Source organism: Paenibacillus senegalimassiliensis, assembly GCF_001486585.1.
In the GTDB taxonomy this organism is placed as follows: Bacteria; Bacillota; Bacilli; order Paenibacillales; family Paenibacillaceae; genus Fontibacillus; species Fontibacillus senegalimassiliensis.
The window spans coordinates 751,766-769,165 of record NZ_LN909045.1; the positions used below are offsets into that span (position 1 = coordinate 751,766).

Consider the following 17,400-nt stretch of genomic DNA (forward strand, 5'->3'; position numbering starts at 1 on the left):
CTACAAATGGAAGCTGTAACTTTGACGCAACAAAAGTCCGTTGCTATCAAGCGGTTCCGCCCGCTAAAAAACCAAAAAGGCCTGACCCTTATCGAATTGCTGGCCATTGTCGTCATTCTAGGCATTATCGCGCTCATCGCTATTCCATCCATTGGCGGGATCATTAATAACACCAAGAAAAATGCCCACCGGGCCAACGCGCAAATCATTGTGGACGCGGCGAGGTACAAGTTGATTACCGAAGGGTTCAAGCCAGGAACAGGAGCGACAACTCAAGATATCACGTATGAGCAATTGCGCGATGAGGGTTATTTGGAGAAGAAGATCAAGGACCCGCAGGAACCAACCAAGGAATATGCAGATACGACTACTGTAAGAATTGGTCAGCAAACAGGATCACTTAGTTATACCTACGACATTAACTTGCTACGGAGGGGGGCCAGTGACACCGCGACGATTAGGGTTTTTGCCGAGGTTGCCACAGAACTTCGCTATGCTGGCTATGTCCCGGAGGAACAGATCAGAGATATAGGATTTTTCACTACTAATAATTAAGAGTTACCAGGGAGGTCCCTATCATGTTTGCACTCAAGCGTCCCAGACATGCCTGCGGTCTGTACATTACCGATACCCTCATCAAGCTGGTCAAGCTGAAAAGCAATAATAATAGCCTGACGATCCAGCATTGCTCTGAGCTGCCGCTTGAAGAGGGCATTGTATCCAAGGGGACGATTTACCAGGCCGAGGAACTGGCGGCTCAGATTGAACGATTGGCTGTGAACTCCGGAACGAAGGGGGAAAAGGTACATTTATCCGTCCCCATAGGCAAGAGTATTTTACGACGCTTAACCCTGCCGGCTGCTCGTGATGAAGAGATGCGAAAGCAGGTCGATGTTGAAATTCATTCATGGCAGTTCCTGCCCTTTGAGGACTTCTTGTTTGATTATATCGCTCTAGGACCGCCATACATACCGGAAGCAGGGCAGGATGCACAGCGCAAGCGAAAGGGCAAGGAACAAGATGTTCTGGTGTTCGTGACCTCTGGGGAAATCGTCCAGCAGCATGTTGGCGTGGTCAAGCAGGCGGGCCTCTTGCCGGCTTCGGTGGAGCTGGCTCCGCTGGCTTTGCAGCGGATGCTCTACAACATGGACCAGTACGGCTTGCATGGGTTAAGCCCACTGTACGCGATCCTTCATGTGGAGGCCGACGAAGTGAATTTATCCATTTTTGCCGAAGGGGTACCTGTGTTCATGCGGTCCATTCAGACCAACCATGCTGAAGCCGAGCTTGAGATGGAGAAATATTACTTGAACCATACGACACAGATGTTTGCCGCAGAAATTATACGGATGATCAATTATTACGTCTATTCGGTATCGGAGCAGCAAGAGAACGTCAGCACCATCTATTTGGCCGGGGATTTGCGCAAGGTGCAGATGGTAGCGGAATTTCTTGAGAAATCTTTCAAAGGGAAGATTGAGCAGTTACCGTTACAACTGCTCATCCAACAGGCGGAAGATACTCCCTACGATTATATTGTTCCAATCGGACTGGCCATGAAAGGGGCATAGACATGGGGAGTTTGGAACGCGATAACAAGCCCATGGAGATTAACTTTATCCGAAGTCAATCGGGCATCAGTGTTCTAAGAAAACGAGTGCAGAAGTGGGCCGTGGCGACGACATCCACAATTACCTTGCTGCTGCTCGCCTGGATGTGGCTGAGCGCCATGGTCCAAACCAGCCAACTCAATGGAGAACTGGACCGCATCCAATTACGAATCTCTGAATTACAGGCACCTACTCAATTGTCCAGGCAGCCGTCGGTTCAGCAAATTCAGCAACTAGCCGAGCAACTCAAACATAATGAACCGGATCATGTTGAACTGCTGGAACAATTCACCCGAATGTTGCCGGAGCTTGTGAATGTGCAAAGCCTGACGATGGAAGGGGCATCTCAAGTTAAGCTGACAGCTTTGTATGCTACTACAGAGGAACTGGCTCAGTTTGTTCAGTCTCTGCGGGCATCAGAACATTTTACAGTTGCTGAACTGGGTGATGTGGAGAAGGTGGGCCTGATTGTCTCTGGACCCGGTCAGACAGGAACGTCGCATAGTCTGGAACCACCATTAAGAACGACGTTGGTTATTCAAACGGTAAGTCCACCCGAGACAGGCTCCGGGCAGGGAGAAGGTGATGCACCATGACATTTTTGGCAGATACGCAAGTGCGAAGGGGCTTCACTATTGGCTGTGCCATCTTCTTGCTGCTGGTTGCTTATTTCTATTTAGTTCGGCCTTCCCAAGTGGAGCGTGAGGTGGCTTCGCAGATGCTGCTTCGCAAGCAGCAAGAATATCAGTTGCTTCTCAATAACAGCAGCAATTTTAAGGAAGAGGCTGCCAAAGGCAGCTATGAGTTAGCGTTAATTCGCCAGATTGTTCCGGAGCAGGCATATACAGACCAACTGCTGGAGCAGATGAAGAGGCTGGAGACGGTGAGCGGCGTACAGATGAAGGGCTACCAGTTCGCGCTAGCTGATACGCAGGCAGGAGAAGCTGCAACAGGCTTGCGCAAGGTGACGATGACGACTAGTCTAACTGGCACATATGCTCAATTTGTTCGTTTGTTGAAAGAGATTCATGGTTCCACGCGTCTGTTGACTCTGGACAAGTTGGAACTAAATGTGGTGCAAGAGAATGCGGATATCCTCAAGAAAAATGTAAAAGACCCTGAGGTAGCCTGTCAATTGAGTATAGCTGCTTATTATGCACCGGAACTGGCGAGCTTCGGACAATTCCGCAAACCGGCAGCTCCACAGGAAGTATCCGGGAGAAGCCAGTTGCTTTACTGAGTTCTTTACCAGGGTTGTATAAATGTGTGTTCAAAAAGTAGGGTTTACAAGATTGGGGATTCCAAAATGATGGCGGAGGGAGTGTGTGGATTGTGAGAAGAATTATGGTGGTCCTGACGTTGCTGCTGGCACTGCTGACGGTTTCCTTATGGCCGGGGCAGAGCATGAATGCGGCGGGCTCGCCTCAAATGGAAGGAAGTGTATCTGCGAGCAAGACGGATATATTCGTAGGCGAGCAGTTTACGTTAACCTACACAATTCGGCCTACCGAATCGGCAAATTTTAAATTCCCCAAGATTGTCCAGCCGATTCCCTATGGCTTTGCAATCGTCTCTCATCAGGGGGACGTGTTCAATAATGAAGTTGAAATCAAGTATAACGAGTTAAGGATATCCTTTACCGAATATCCTTATGGTTCAGGCCGTGATACCAAACGAGCAACAGTGACGCTGGTATATAAGGGCAAGCCGGCTCGCCATCAGCTAGGTCAGGCGAAGCTGGAGTATACCGTTAATGAGGATTGGAGTACGCGGAATCCAAGAAATCTGAATGCCCCCGCCTTAAGCTTCAAGAACCGGGTGGAGGGTCCCTCGACACGCATGACTGATCCACAATTAAATGGTACGTTGGCAGCCCCAACGTCCACTGTCTACATTGGTGACCCGTTTGCCCTGGAATATTCGCTCACACCCAATATCGAGATCGAACGGCGGGATCAATCGGACTACATTATATTATGGGATATCTCCAAGAGCATGGAGCGAGATGCACCAAATGCCCCTGGAGGGGATCGTCCGCAACGCCTCGATGCAGCCAGGTATGGCATCAGGGCATTTGTCCAGCAATTAAGGCAGTTGTACCCCGATGACCAGCAAGAAAACTATTATGGAATAACCAAAGTCAGTAATGAGACTAATGGTAAATCGGGCTTGAGAGAGAATCAATTCGTCAGCAGTTGGACCAAGAGCAAACCGCTGACGAAGCGAACGGGGCCTCAGGTAGGTAAAGCGCCCCGTGTGACGTTCATTCCGTTCTCCGAGCATATCGTGTACGAGCATATCATTGAGCGTACCAATGATTATTCTTTCTTGATTGAGAAGGCGGATTCTCTCCATGTGACGGGAACACATACCGATGTTACGCGCGTGCTTCATGAGACGATGGATTATGTATTATACGAGCGTGAGCATGGGGATCCCAACTATGAACCGGCGGTGATTCTGATTACCGACGGGGGCTTCGACACGTATACACGTATCTTTAATGAGAAATATGAAGCGCGCTATTCTACCGATTCCAAGATGGCGGGAGAGATCACCAAGGCGGTGGAGGCTACCTATGACTTTGATAATTTGTATCTTGCCATGGGCATCCCCCTGCATCTCATTCGTCTGGATGATCCGGCCAATCAAGAGATGAATTACCGGGAGGGCTTAAAGGCGCTGGAGAACATTGTGCAAAAGAGCGGGGGCCAGCGTTATCTGTCGATGTACCGCGTTGATCGCTCCTATGGGGGTGTGAATTATACAGGTACTGAGGCTGCATTTGCCGATCTGGTTCGACGAACGGAAGCCAAGAGAAAGCCGTGGGGAGATTACCGCAATATCGTAATTAATCAGCCGCTCCCCGCAGGGTACCAATTGGTGGAGGCGCCCAAGGGCGTTACTTTATCAGGTGGCACACTGCGCATACCTATCGACAACTTTATCTACAACAGTGGCAAGCTTACCTTGAAGAACAACATCCGTCTTGCCTATACCGGTCTCCCTGGAACTTATCGACTAGCTGATGCAACTACCAGCTTCCAGGCGAATGGCATTAACCGGACGGCGGCGATTGCGGGTAAAAGCATCGTCTTCAAGTCCAAAAATCCGCCAAAGGTGGAGGTGACTGTGCCTGATGACGATCAACCTGATGTGGTGACCGGGGCTGATTTTATTATTGTTCGTGGTAAGGAGCCGGCATTCTCGATCAAGGCTTCCAGACAGGAGTCCTACGATGATCTTATTCAGCAGATTGAATACGGATTTGCCCAGGACGTGGGTAAGGAGATACGGTTCGAGACGAAGCAGATTAATCCGGAACGGGAGGGTGCCAATTATACCCTTGCTTTTAATAGCGGAGGAGGCAGTGCAAGCCACCGCTTTGAGCAATACGGCTGGTATCAGATGGTGATCAAAGTAACCAATACGGGCGGACTATCTACCACGAAGGAGATGTACATCCTGGTGTTACCGGAACTGGATTTCACTATTGAGATTGATCAGCCCGCTGCAACCGTGTCCTACAAACCGGTTATTGCCATGCTGCGCTGGGGCGATCCTGAACTCAGGATACCCATTGCTCCCAAATTCGGCATGCCGGGAATGACGACCTTAGTGGAATACTCACTATCTGGCCAGCCCTGGAAACCAGCTGTATTTGACAAGATTCATATCATGCGTCAATCCGCGAGCACACAATATATCACGGTCAGAATTGTCCAGAACTTCAACAGCGGGGCCGCAGCGCCGTTTAACGGCATCACCTTTCAGTCGGATCAACGGAAAAACTATGCCATCAATTACGATCAGAAAAAATACTAGCTCCAAGCATCCGGCTGCGGCTCCGGGGAGAAATGAGCATGGGTTTACCTTAATCGAAATTTTGGTAGCCGTCACGATATTGTCTGTTGTATCGCTTGCCTTCATGGGATATTTCGTTACTGCAATGGAGCGCTCGGCTGACAATAACCATCGAACTATTGCCGCCAATTTGGCCCGTTTGAAGGCGGAGGAATTGAAGGAAGCCTTCAGGCAACCCCTTCCGACAGGAGGTAGATATGAGACCTATTACGCACAATTAGTAGAAGCGATGCCTCCTGGAGCCTACGCCCTCATTTTGTCGGCAGATGCAAATACAGGGCAAGGCGTAGCCGGCATGTTCAAGGGAATGCTGGATCCCCACCTTCCGGTTGATGAGGCAGGCGGATCAGTTCACTCGACCCTGTATCGATATCAAGTGGAGATCAGCAACAGATCCGACGAGCGGCTGCAACAACTAAATGCAGCTAATCAGCTTTTGTTCCCGTTACGGATGGAAGAGTCATTGCTGCGGATGGTGGTGACAGTTTTTTGGCAGAACGCGGAAGACGGAAGCCCCGTAGCAACCAAGTCCGTATCTCTGGATACATACCTCATTGGGAGATGAAGTTATTGACGAGATTGAAGCGACTTAACAATCAGAAGGGCTTGTCGATTCTGGAAGTGCTGACAGCCATCTTCATTTTCTCCATGGTAGTGTCCATTGCCTATTCTATGTTATTCATGGCGTTGTCCATTTATAAGAGCGTACTGATCGAAGGCGAGATGCGCAGTAAAGGAGAAGCCTTGTTCAGTGAGCTGATTATGGAGCTAAAGGATGCCATTTATGTGGAGAATGTGCCTGCTGGTTCTGGTTCGGGTGAATGGCAAGCTATCGCTTACATCAAGCGTTCTGCTAATCCAGAGGTGTACTTGGAACAGTATCAGATGACCATGATTCCCGATCAAGGCGATGGGAAAAGCGCTATTGAGGTAACAGATATGCAATCGGGAGCGTTAATCAGAACGTTTGATTTGGGGGAGCGCTTCCGTATCCGTGAGGGACGTTTGGAGGCTGTGGGCAATCAAGATGCCGTACATTTGCTTGTGTTATATGGGCACCGTAATGTCGGGCAAAAGGAGGAGCAGAAGGAAATGAAAATTGATTCGCGTATTCCGCTGCTGCGAGCCAATTAATGCACAGGAACACTAGACCCCGGATATTAGCTTCAGACAAGGGCTCCGCCCTGTTAATTACGCTCTTAGTCGTCACTTTGTTCATTATTCTGGGGGTTGTGCTGCTTGGTGTGGTAAACCAGGGCATTAAATCCAGCGCGGCTGGGGAAGCGAGAATTATTGCTGAATCCCTGGCTCAGAAGGGACTGGATGAAGCCACCGTGGCCCTGCGGGAAGCGGTATCCAGCGCCAATCGAACGGAGCCCGATTATCGGCAAAGGACCGAACTGCTGGAACAGAACTTGCTGGGGATGAATGGGATGAACAGCCTGCTGTCTACGCTGGAAGGGACCTATCCTGGTGCGGAGCCGCGCGAGAGTTACGAGATTAAGATTGTCAGTGACCCGGTAGCGGATTTGAAGTCAACGCCGACAGGCCGAGTAAGCGTTGATCCCGATTATCCCTATGTACGTAAAGTGACGGTGTATTCCACGGGTAAGGTGGATATGATGCCAGCCGTCAGTGTAGCCAAGAGCCGGGTAATGTATGTGAATTCTATCAACCAGGTTATGCGTTATGCGGTATCGGCCAATATGGAAGACGGGGAAGGTAGTCCCCCTGCGCTGACCATGAATGGGGCTGTCTATACGATCGGCGATATGTATGTGCAGGGCGATGTGCAGATGGGGGATCAGGCCACCTTCCTGAAGGAGCCGGGTCAAACGGGACAGATAGCGACCACTTTACCGGCTTTAAGAGGATTCTATAATGCGACAGGTCGTCTGATTAACTCATCAGGACAGACCTTTGACGCCCGCTCCCTGCCCGTTCAGGATACTTCGCTTGAACAAGCTGAGCGGGTAGAGGTAGATCAAACGGTTGCGACCGTTATGAATCGTTATACTGGCGCTTGCACTCTATGTCTGATTCCACCGGAGCCTATGGAATGGCCAGAATGGATCTTGGCGGATGCCGAGCAGGAGGGCTGGAAGCATTATGATCAGGTCTGGGCGCAGATTAGTGGAAGTTCGCTGATCAGGCCGCAGGCTGGAGCCAGACCAGCGGATATATTGCTGACCAACAGCCTGCTTAGTATGGAGCCAGGCTCCGAGTTGACAGTGCAAGGGGGTTCGCTGACGGTGGATTACCAGGACCCCGACCTGGTCGTTGCCGACCTTCAAGGGACAGTGCGACTGGATGAAGGACAGGTCCTCGCCATTAACGGGAACACAGTGATTGGGGACGGATTTCGGCTGGAAGGGGGGCAACTGTTTGTACGTGGGGATTTGAAGGTGTATGGTGCAGTCAAATTGTTCGGCACGGTGTATGTGGATGGGAATGTGGAGCTTCGGGATATAAGTTCGATGAATACGGGGTGCGCGGAGCCATCCGAAGGGTCGTGTCGACCGTTGATTATCGCTGCCTCCGGGTCTATTGAGATCGGTGAATATATCCATGATGACGCAGACACAGAGATTGCAGCCTATCTCTATGCCAACGGGGCGATCAAGCTGTATGGTGTGTATTCTCGTCTTCGGCTGGTAGGAGGAATACATGCCGACCAGGGCCTGGAGCTTAATGCCGTATTGGGTGAGTTATCGCCACTCCCGGGTGCCCCGCAATCGGAGCCGATATGGGAGCGATATGCGATACGTTCCCAGACCGGTCTTGAACCGGAGACATCCCGCCTGCGTATCACTCATGATATTAACCTGTATGAGACCCCGCCTGCCGGGATTCCCCTTGCTCATCAATTTAATCTTTATATTAGCCGCACGGCTTATGAGAGCGGACAGGAGGCATTATGACAAGCTATAAATTCGCCTTAATCGATGATTCTAAGTTTACAAGGCAGTTGTTAAAAGAATTATTGCTCAAGCAAGGCCATAAGGTGGTGGCCGAGCTTGATCTGAATGAGGATGCCATTCAGCGGTGCTGGGAGCTAGATGTGGATATGATCTTTCTCAGCATGTCCTCGTCAGAGGAAGAAGGGATTCGTCTACTGCGTGATCTCATTGCCGCAGGATTGGATGCCCCGATGGTGGTCATTTGTTCAGGCGCTCAACAAGAGTTAATTATGTCGGCTGTTCGATTGGGAGCCAAGGGATATTTGCTCAAGCCCTTCCATGCTGAGGACGTGCGGGAATGTATAGACAAGCATGTTGTGGCGCGGGACACACGGCCAGCTTCATGGAGTACGGATGCTCCTGCTGCCCCAGAGCAAGAAGAGCATAAGGAGCCAGTTTATCAGGATTGGCCAACTAGAGAGAATGTAGAAGAAGTACCTTATGTGGAACCGCCTGTTGTCAAGCCCATACAGGATATCCCTTTTTCCGTTGAACTGGAGTCACCGCAAAGGCTGGTGGAGGCTATTCATCTGGATAGCGGTATTCACTTTACGCGTAAGGAGCTTGAACGACGTGCCTTGACAGAGATGGATAATCCCTCGGCAGATAGCTTCTCCCAAGTTGCCGTTATGGAACGGGAGGAAGCCGAGGAGGAACTTGTAAGCTGGGAAGACGAGACCCTGGCTTTGGAGCAGACGGAAGTAAAGGAACAGTCAGGTCATGAGGAGCTAGAGTTAACAACCATTAAAGAGCAGGAGGAAGAAGTTATGAGAGAAGCGTTGCATGCGGTGGAAGACGTAAAGGCGGAGGAACAGGATTTCAAGAACACGGGAGAAATTGATCGGGGATTAGAGAAAATGGCCCGGATGTTTGAACAGATGCAGACGATGATGGCCCAGATGCCAGCTCCGGTAGCAGCAGCCCAAGAGGTACCAACCTCCGCGGCCTCAACGGATGAGGTGCCTCCCGCACAGAACGATCGTTTAGTTCCCGGCATTCTGCGGGCCCATCCGGATCAGGAGGTGCAAATCCGTAAGCGCATGACCAAAACACATATGTGTAACTGGAATGAAGACATTGACGGGGAGACCAAGCAATATTTAGTCGTATGCACGGAAGGGGAGAACAAGCTGAACATCGAGATGGGCAGCCTGAATAAAAAGCAGACCCTTACCTTTACCTTGGAAGGCTTCTTCGAACTGGTGGGCTGGCTGGAGGAGACTGTTGGACGCAGCGCAAAACGCAAATAAGGTTCATCGGGCAACGACTGGCGGCGGAGTTCGGCGGTGGATACAAGGAGAGAAAGGTACGTTTACCATCGAAGCTTCATTGATCTTTCCGATTTTGTTGCTTGCGAATGTAGCTTTTCTGGTATTTGCTCTCTACGTGTATCAGTTGGTCACGCTGCATATTCACGCGGCAGTTGCTGCTGAACGGATTGTGACGTATTGGCATGTAAGCCCGGCTGAGGGGCGATTACCTCTCTATTGGCGAATTCTGGACAACGGCAGCACCGAGGTGTCCATTCCTAAAACGGGCCATGCCAACTTCAAGGGCGGAAGTATCCAGGAGCAGAAGATTGCCCGGGGCGTCCGCGGGATTCCGGAAGGCATGTCCGGCACGGTAGAGTTTCAGAATAAGGTGATCCGCCAGTTTGTGGTGGTCAAGCTGGAGCATCCCATCAAAGTATCACCGTTCGTTACTTTCTTTCTGCCGGACTTCCAAAGCGATGGCAAGTTACAAGCGAAAGCAACGTCGGAAGTGATGGATTCCACGGAATTTGCCAGGTATATCGATTTCGCCTTCGGCTATGCGCTGAAAACCGAAAAAAATTCGATTTCCGCCACGACTGGAGCCTACAAGAAAATTTTTGACTCTATTCTATCATTTATCAAGTAGGCGACCTTGGGGAAGGGATGGGCATGAGAAAATTTTGGAAGAATAAAAAGGGCTCCGTGTCTCTATTTCTACTCATGATTTTGACGGCAATCTTCTTTTTCGATGCCGTATTGATTGATTATGCAAGAATGATGGCGGCCCACTTGCAGACGGAGCGTGCGTTGGCCGCGGCCAATCGTTCCATTCTGTCCAACTATGATCGTGAGCTTCAAGAGAAATATGGTATTTACGGCACGAATATATTTAAAGACGCTAATCTGGAAGCTATGCTGAAGGATGTTGTAGAGCGTAACGTAACGGTGCCAGAGGGCAGTGAGACGGACTTCCTCAATCTACTATTGGAAGACACGTCATTTAACGGCAATGAGGATGTATCCCTTACTTTGGCCGACCGTAATGTATTTACAATGCAGGTACTCGACGATATGAAGTACAAGGGACCTATTGAATTTTCACTGGCCATGCTGGACCCGTTAAGCGAAATGGCCCAGAAGCTGAAGTCCAATTCCTCCGAAACCAAAGCCTTAGATCGTATGGAGAAGGACAATGAGACGATTCAAAAGGCAATAGACAGTTTGAAGCTGGGCCTGGATGACATTGAGAAGAAATATGATGACAGCTCATTGACGCCGCAGTTTATTTCCTATGCCGTATCCAAGGGCTTTCGCATGAATTATACGACCAAGCTGCCCATCGCTCCTATCGTTACTTATGTACTGATGTATTTGCGAGCAGATATCTACAGACAGTATTTGGATTTGGTCAATAAGGCGGAGACGGATAATTTGGCGGAGGTGGCGCAAGACCCGGGTCTTAAAGAAAGTGTCAATACGTATTTGGGGATGTACATCATCGCCAAGAACTGGATTGAGGCGTCCGCAACTTCCTACGGGGATATTCATAGCAAATTAAAAAGCTTGACCGCTGCCCAATCCGATCTCGATAAGGCTATTGCCGCCTCCAAGCGGATTGATGAGCACAATAACGGCGGTGATCCATACAATACCCGCCAGAATGAAGGTAACTATGACAATGTATCGCAAGCGGCGGAGTCACGCCAAAAGGATACCAAGTCGATTGTTGGCGATAAGCTGAAGGCTGGATTTTTTGGTTCATGTAGCCCTTGTGGGCAAATGGTCAAGGAAGCACAGGACAAGCTGAATAAGTTGAAGGATAAGAAGAAAAATGAAGCGGCCAGCGGTGGTGGTGGCCCTTCCCAGCTAACGAAGGACCTGGAATTAATCAAGAAGGGAATTAAGGATGCAGAAATAGCCATGTCTAACCTAAAGACCAGAGCTGATGAATGGAAGGCGCCGATTGTTGATGGGGGTAAGCCAGTCAGGGAGGATCAGGAGCCGTTTAACTTCTCCGGGTCCAAGGAGATGCTGGAGATAGCCAAGAAGGATATTGAGAAGAAAATTGCTACCCTTCTGCAGGCGTCTAATCCGGGCGACTTTACTGTGGAGAATTCCCCGGCAGATACCTTTGATGCCCAGAAGTTGAAGGACTACGTATCATTCATGCAGTTGATTGGCTTCTCTCAAGGGTTTGAGAATAGTTTAGGCCTGGTTAAGGATACCATCGATAAGCTGAAGCGAGAGAGTGATGAAGCCCGCAAGGAACGAGCGGAAATTATGGGTCTGTTCAATAGCGTGAGCAACTGCTTTGACGATATCTTCAATCTGGGGCAATTTGCTTCCACTACAGCCAACTATCAATCCTATGTACAGAAATATGACAAGATGGCTGGGTACCATGACAAATTTGCTTCGGCCTCCAGCAATGTCAGTCTGAAGGAAATCGGAATGGGCGAAGACCCGGTCGATGCAGCCAAGGGCGGCGGCGATATGCTTGACGAGAAGATGGTCTCCCTGGCTGCCAATCTGGACAGTGGAGATAACTTGTTGATTAATGAGTATACCTTGCTGCGCATGAAGACAGGAGACATTAGTAAAACCGACTACGCGGTGTACAATTTGCTGTTTGATGAAGAGGTCGAGTACGTCATTCAGGGGAGCCATACACCCGGAGATAACTATAAGGCAGTTATGGCCTACACATACCTGATGCGTTTGGGGCTTAATTTTGCCCATATGGTCGTTGCCAAGGAATATGCGCCGATTCGGGCCATTCCGTTCGGGATCGGTTATATTATTTTGCTGGTGCTGGCCATATTCGACTCCTTTATGGATATGGCATGCTTGAAGAAGGGGGAGCGAATTCCGTTGTATAAGGGATTCCCTGAATTGGGCTGGAAGTATAAGGACTATTTGCGGTTCTTCTTAGGCACCCAGAGTAATGCAGAAGAGAAAATTAACCGACTGCAATCCATTATCCAGATTAAAGACCCTCGTTATGATCTCTATACCAAGTATACGAGGATTGATACGGAGGTGGATGTGTCTATGCGATTATGGTTTTTACCCCAGGTATTTAAATGGGTGGACTATGGAGGAGACACCTCTCAGGTGGAAGGGAATCGCTATAAATTCAACAAATCTATGGAGCTAAGTTATTAAGCAGGTAGAGGATGGTTCTAGTGGGAAAGAGACTCCTGGCTTTTGGCAGAGGGACTAAGGGAACTTTGGTTCTTGAATCGGGAATTTTGCTGCCAGCCTATTTGATTTTGCTATTGTTCCTGTTAACGTTGATCAAGCTATCCGTAGTGTTTGCTTTCTCCAATGAGCTTGCTTATAGCACGGCCTCTTATAGTGCTCGCGCCGCTAACTTGTTCGATAGAGCCTACTTCTACTTTGCTGAGGAACAATCCAATGTGGAGGCGTACAGGCAGTTCTTCAAGGCCGCGCAGCAGGCTAATTCGGATAACGGGTTAGGTGAACTGCTGAACGGCATCAGCAATGGCTCCCAGGAATTGACCGACAGCTTGGGCAAGGCGATCCTGGTGGATGTCCGGCTGAAGGAGTTCGAGGACCACGTACTGTTCCGCAAGGATAGCATTGAGGTCGAGAAGGTAAGCTTCGACAATAAGATGGTCGAGGTAGTTATTTCCTACAAGACCACCATCCCCGTTCCTTTCAAGCGGCAGGATTTTGTATTTACTGCCGGAGCCTATGAACGGCAGTGGATTGGCAAATGGTGATGAATGCTCCGGCTTCGGATTTGCTCGCCTCCCGGTACCGTATCCTCTATCCACTGGGGCAAGGGATGGAGGCGATCGTGTTCTTGGCAGAAGATACGAAGCTATGCGGCAGATTAAGGGCGGTCAAGTTATATAAACAAGGGATTGAGAGCCGCTATATACAGGAACGCGATATTCTGGTCGGTCTTCAGCACCCCTTCGTTCCATCCATTGCGGACACAATTGACCCTAGTGAGGGAGCGCCATCCGGAGGGGTGGTTATGGAGTATGTGCAGGGCACTAGTGTGCTGGAGCACTTTCGGGCAAGGGGGAAGACGCTGAATGAATCTCTGGTGCTGGACTGGGGGATACAGCTATGTGCCATCTTGGACTATTTACACAATAGCCTACCCCAGCCGGTCATACACCGGGACCTGAAGCCGGGCAATGTATTGCTGGATGAGCGGGGGCGGCTTCATCTGATTGATTTCGGCAGTGCCAGATGGTATAAGGTCGATGGGTTGCTGGATACGGTCCGTCTGGGCACTACGGGATTTGCTGCGCCCGAGCAATATGAGCATGAGCAGTCGGATGCTCGTACGGATTTATATGGGCTTGGTGGCTTTATGTATTATTTGCTGAATCAGGGCAGGCTGCATTATTTCGCCCAAGCCGATGACAGAAGCAATCATGCAGTGACCGCAAGAACTAGAGGAATTATGAAGAAGCTGCTGGCGTATGAACGTCAAGCTCGATTTCAATCGGCCATGGAAGCCGGACAAGCTATGGAGAAGGCCAGGCGCAAAGCGTTGTCGCTTTGGAACTTATACTGATCTTGATTACTTGAAGAGGGGACAAGCCGATGGTCATAACCGTGCAGACCTTATTTAATTTTGCCAAGAACGTCCAGGCATCGGATATACATATTACCACGGGGGCGTATGCGATGTTCAGAGTTAACGGTCGGCTCCGTCCGCTGCCAAATTCTGCCCTGCTGACATCCCGGGATGCGCAGGATATTGCCAAGCAACTGATGAGTGAAGAGCAACTTGTCCGGTTATATGACCGGGGGCAGACTGAATTTTCTTACACAGATGATATGCAGGCACGTTACCGCATCAGTGTGTTTTTGCAGAAGGGGACCGTCAGTTTGGTCATTCGGCTGTTGGCTTCGCGAATCCCCTCGCTGGAGCAACTGGGTCTACCGCCTGCTATCGTCGAGCTGGCTAACAAGCGACAAGGCCTGCTGCTTGTGACCGGACCTACGGGGAGTGGGAAGACGACAAGTCTGGCAGCCATCCTGGACTATATCAATGATACTTGTGATTATCATATTCTTACACTAGAGGACCCGATAGAATTTGTCCATCCTCATAAGCAATCCATCTTCAACCAGCGGGAGATTGGCCGGGACTCGGAGAGTTTTGCCATGGCGCTGAAGGGAGCACTGCGTCAGGACCCTGATGTGATTCTTATTGGGGAGATGCGGGATTTGGAGACAATACAGATTGCCTTAACCGCTGCGGAGACGGGACATTTGGTACTGGGGACGCTGCATACCGGAGATGCTCAGCAAACGATTGATCGTATCATTAACGTCTTCCCGCCGGAAGGGCAGCAGCAAGTTCGGCAGCAGCTATCGTCCGTGTTGCTCGGCGTCATGTCTCAGCGGCTGATTCCCCTTAAGAATGGCCGGGGGCGGGTAGCCTCCGTGGAGCTGCTGATTAACACACCTGCAATTGCTAACCTGATTCGCTCGGAGAAGGTGCACCAAATCCGCTCTGTCATGCAGACCAGCCAGCTCAAAGGCATGCAAAGCATGGACACCGCCGTGCGTGAGCTGTTGTTAAAGCGGCTGGTAACCGAAGAGGCGGCAGCGGAGGCGTTGGCTGGACTGGTTGAGCTAACATGAGCGGCCTGATCCTGCCTGGCTTTGGTGCTTTGGGCATTATCTTTTGCAGTATACTTGGTTTGCTGGTAGGCAGCTTCATCAATGTGGCTGCAATCCGCATACCCCTGGGTCAATCGATAATAGCCCCGCCGTCTCATTGCATGCACTGCCATCGTCGGTTACAAATCGTTGATCTGATTCCAGTGGCAAGCTATTTGCTGCTAAAAGGAAAGTGCCGCTATTGCGGTATCCGAATATCTGCTCGTTATATCCTCGGTGAACTCATTGCTTGCGCTGCATTTATGTTGCTTGGGCTTTGGTGGGGAGTGGGAACGGAATTGATTGTAGCTCTGGTCTTGGCAAGCGTGCTGCTTACCGCTGCGCTGACTGACTCGCAGGAGCTGATTATTCCGGATAAGCTGATCTGGTTTGCTATTGTGAGTGGGGTTGTGCTGCGTTTATGGATTCATCCCTTGCCATTATGGAACTATGGGCTTGGATTCCTGGCTGGTGGAGGTGTCTTGTACGCCGTAGCCTGGGTCGGCTGGAAGCTGTATGGCAAGGACGTGATGGGCGGAGGAGATATCAAGCTTCTTGCTGTCATTGGCTTGTTTGCGGGACTCCCTGCCGTGGTAGTTACACTGATGGCAGCCAGTGTTCTTGCCCTTGGAGTGACGGGATTGCGAGCCTTGTTTGGGGCATACCACCGCGGAGAAGTCATTGCCTTTGGCCCTTATTTGGCTCTGGGGGGCCTTATGGGGTATCTATGGGCCGAGCCGCTAGCCGCTGGTTACCGTTCCTGGCTATTATCCCTGATGGGAGCTTATTAATTAATAGTTAGTCTATCGTCATGCCGCAAGGGTCTTGTCAATCAGGCATCATTATTCTTATAAAAAACGCTCCCCTTAGAGTGAACAGGTTAGTGTTACACCTGCTACTTCCATGGGGAGCGCGATAATTACTGTAACGAAGATTTCAAATAAACAATGCTGCTGTTATACTGTTCTCCATCCCACCACGTATACACAAGCTGCTCTCCGGTAGGGCTCCAGCAAGTTAGGGCATTTGTAACGTCCACGGCAATCGAGGTGGACTCACCAGCGAGCAGATCATGTACGTATAAGCCGCTGACGGAAGCCCCGTTCTCTTCGCCCTTCATGCTGTACGCAATCATTCGTTGGTCCGGGGACCAGGAAATACCGCCCAGTTCGACGCCCTCAGCAATCTTCTTAAGATTACTTCCATCCGCATCTGCCAACGATAACGTTTGTTTAGCTCCGTTATACTGCAAGACCAGAATTTTGTTCTGATCCGGGGAAGGGTAGAGACCGCCCACATTAGGCAGGTCCAAACTGGTTATATCCCGGGTGGTCAGATTAAGAGCTTGCAGTGTATTGTCGCTGGAAGTATTGTAATAAACCGTATCCTTGACCTTCCTAACAATAAACAGGGCCTCCTGACCAAGTTCAGAGAGAGAGGTTGCTTTTCCCTTCGTATCCGAGATATAAGCCCCATTCATATACCCGGCCCCGACAATGGTGTCCTGATCCGCCCAGTAGGCGCTACCTACATTGCCGATATTCTCTCCGGAGATCTTAAAGCTATTCAGACTATCAAGTTCGAGCACCTCATACGACGGGTCTCCCAGGCTATTTCCGGCATAAAGTAAATACTTATGGTCTGGCGAGAGCTTGGCTCCGCCCAGATTCAGGTTAGGCTCTTCTTTAAGCAAAGTATACTCTTTGGTAGCCAGATTGTATTTGTATAAGCTCCTTGGGTGATGACCAGCCAATTCTTCCAGGGGCATTTCTTCCAAGGACTCATTCTCCTTCGCAACGATGAGCGTGTTCTCATCCAGCCAATCCGAGATTTCCACTTCCTTATAGGCATCGATTTTGACAACGGATATTCCAGGCTCACCCGCATCGCCCTGTTCATCGTCAATAATTGTAATGGAACTCCCTGGCTCCTGAATGGTGACCTTCCCATTCTCCGATGCCCCGTTGCATCCTGCGGCCAGGAGCAAGATGGTCAACATGCATAACGCTTTGGTTAATGTGATAGTTTTCATTTTGTCTTCGCCTCCTCGATAATTAA

Annotated in this window: 16 protein-coding genes; 15 read left to right on the forward strand and 1 reads right to left on the reverse strand. The window is 50.0% G+C overall.

The window, feature by feature from the left end; translation table 11 throughout:
- Positions 1-6 precede the first annotated feature (6 nt).
- From BN3279_RS13345 to BN3279_RS13415, 15 genes are all read left to right on the forward strand, one after another.
- The gene (locus BN3279_RS13345; protein WP_059051557.1) at positions 7-555 is read left to right on the forward strand and encodes a prepilin-type N-terminal cleavage/methylation domain-containing protein; all 549 of its coding nucleotides are present in this window, start codon (positions 7-9) and stop codon (positions 553-555) included.
- Between the two features lie 23 nt (positions 556-578).
- Entirely contained in the window at positions 579-1,571 is a 993-nt protein-coding gene (gene pilM, locus BN3279_RS13350) for a type IV pilus biogenesis protein PilM (protein ID WP_059051558.1), read from the forward strand.
- Positions 1,572-1,573: 2 nt separating this feature from the next.
- A complete protein-coding gene (locus BN3279_RS13355) occupies positions 1,574-2,206 on the forward strand; it encodes a PilN domain-containing protein (protein WP_059051560.1) in 633 nt (210 codons plus the stop codon).
- Positions 2,203-2,850 carry a type 4a pilus biogenesis protein PilO gene (gene pilO, locus BN3279_RS13360; protein ID WP_059051562.1) on the forward strand — a complete coding sequence of 216 codons (648 nt, stop codon included), beginning with the start codon at positions 2,203-2,205 and terminating at the stop codon, positions 2,848-2,850. Before BN3279_RS13355 ends, pilO begins: the two co-directional genes overlap by 4 nt.
- A 92-nt stretch (positions 2,851-2,942) precedes the next feature.
- A complete protein-coding gene (locus tag BN3279_RS13365; protein WP_148466846.1) occupies positions 2,943-5,435 on the forward strand; it encodes a vWA domain-containing protein in 2,493 nt (830 codons plus the stop codon).
- Positions 5,404-6,039: a type IV pilus modification PilV family protein gene (locus BN3279_RS13370; protein ID WP_059051566.1), complete on the forward strand. Its 636-nt coding sequence runs from the start codon at positions 5,404-5,406 to the stop codon at positions 6,037-6,039. Before BN3279_RS13365 ends, BN3279_RS13370 begins: the two co-directional genes overlap by 32 nt.
- 5 nt (positions 6,040-6,044) lie before the next feature.
- On the forward strand, positions 6,045-6,608 hold the full coding sequence (locus BN3279_RS13375; RefSeq protein WP_059051567.1) for a type II secretion system protein: 564 nt from the start codon (positions 6,045-6,047) through the stop codon (positions 6,606-6,608).
- Entirely contained in the window at positions 6,608-8,395 is a 1,788-nt protein-coding gene (locus BN3279_RS13380) for a hypothetical protein (RefSeq protein ID WP_148466848.1), read from the forward strand. Before BN3279_RS13375 ends, BN3279_RS13380 begins: the two co-directional genes overlap by 1 nt.
- Positions 8,392-9,684, forward strand: a complete 1,293-nt coding sequence (locus BN3279_RS13385) for a response regulator (RefSeq protein ID WP_059051569.1) — start codon at positions 8,392-8,394, stop codon at positions 9,682-9,684. The genes BN3279_RS13380 and BN3279_RS13385 overlap by 4 nt, the downstream gene beginning before the upstream one ends.
- Positions 9,659-10,333, forward strand: coding sequence for a hypothetical protein (locus tag BN3279_RS13390; protein ID WP_059051570.1), 675 nt, complete (start codon positions 9,659-9,661; stop codon positions 10,331-10,333). The genes BN3279_RS13385 and BN3279_RS13390 overlap by 26 nt, the downstream gene beginning before the upstream one ends.
- A gap of 23 nt (positions 10,334-10,356) precedes the next feature.
- The gene (locus BN3279_RS13395) at positions 10,357-12,852 is read left to right on the forward strand and encodes a DUF5702 domain-containing protein (protein ID WP_059051571.1); all 2,496 of its coding nucleotides are present in this window, start codon (positions 10,357-10,359) and stop codon (positions 12,850-12,852) included.
- A gap of 20 nt (positions 12,853-12,872) precedes the next feature.
- Entirely contained in the window at positions 12,873-13,433 is a 561-nt protein-coding gene (locus BN3279_RS13400; protein ID WP_059051573.1) for a vWA domain-containing protein, read from the forward strand.
- Entirely contained in the window at positions 13,415-14,245 is an 831-nt protein-coding gene (locus tag BN3279_RS13405; RefSeq protein ID WP_148466851.1) for a serine/threonine protein kinase, read from the forward strand. Before BN3279_RS13400 ends, BN3279_RS13405 begins: the two co-directional genes overlap by 19 nt.
- A 29-nt stretch (positions 14,246-14,274) precedes the next feature.
- The gene (locus BN3279_RS13410; RefSeq protein ID WP_059051577.1) at positions 14,275-15,324 is read left to right on the forward strand and encodes a type IV pilus twitching motility protein PilT; all 1,050 of its coding nucleotides are present in this window, start codon (positions 14,275-14,277) and stop codon (positions 15,322-15,324) included.
- Positions 15,321-16,133: a prepilin peptidase gene (locus BN3279_RS13415; protein ID WP_059051579.1), complete on the forward strand. Its 813-nt coding sequence runs from the start codon at positions 15,321-15,323 to the stop codon at positions 16,131-16,133. Before BN3279_RS13410 ends, BN3279_RS13415 begins: the two co-directional genes overlap by 4 nt.
- Before the next feature lie 128 nt (positions 16,134-16,261).
- Here the strand turns inward: BN3279_RS13415 and BN3279_RS13420 are convergent, their stop codons facing one another.
- Complete coding sequence (locus BN3279_RS13420; RefSeq protein ID WP_059051581.1) at positions 16,262-17,374, reverse strand: TolB family protein; 1,113 nt, start codon at positions 17,372-17,374, stop codon at positions 16,262-16,264.
- Positions 17,375-17,400 lie beyond the last annotated feature (26 nt).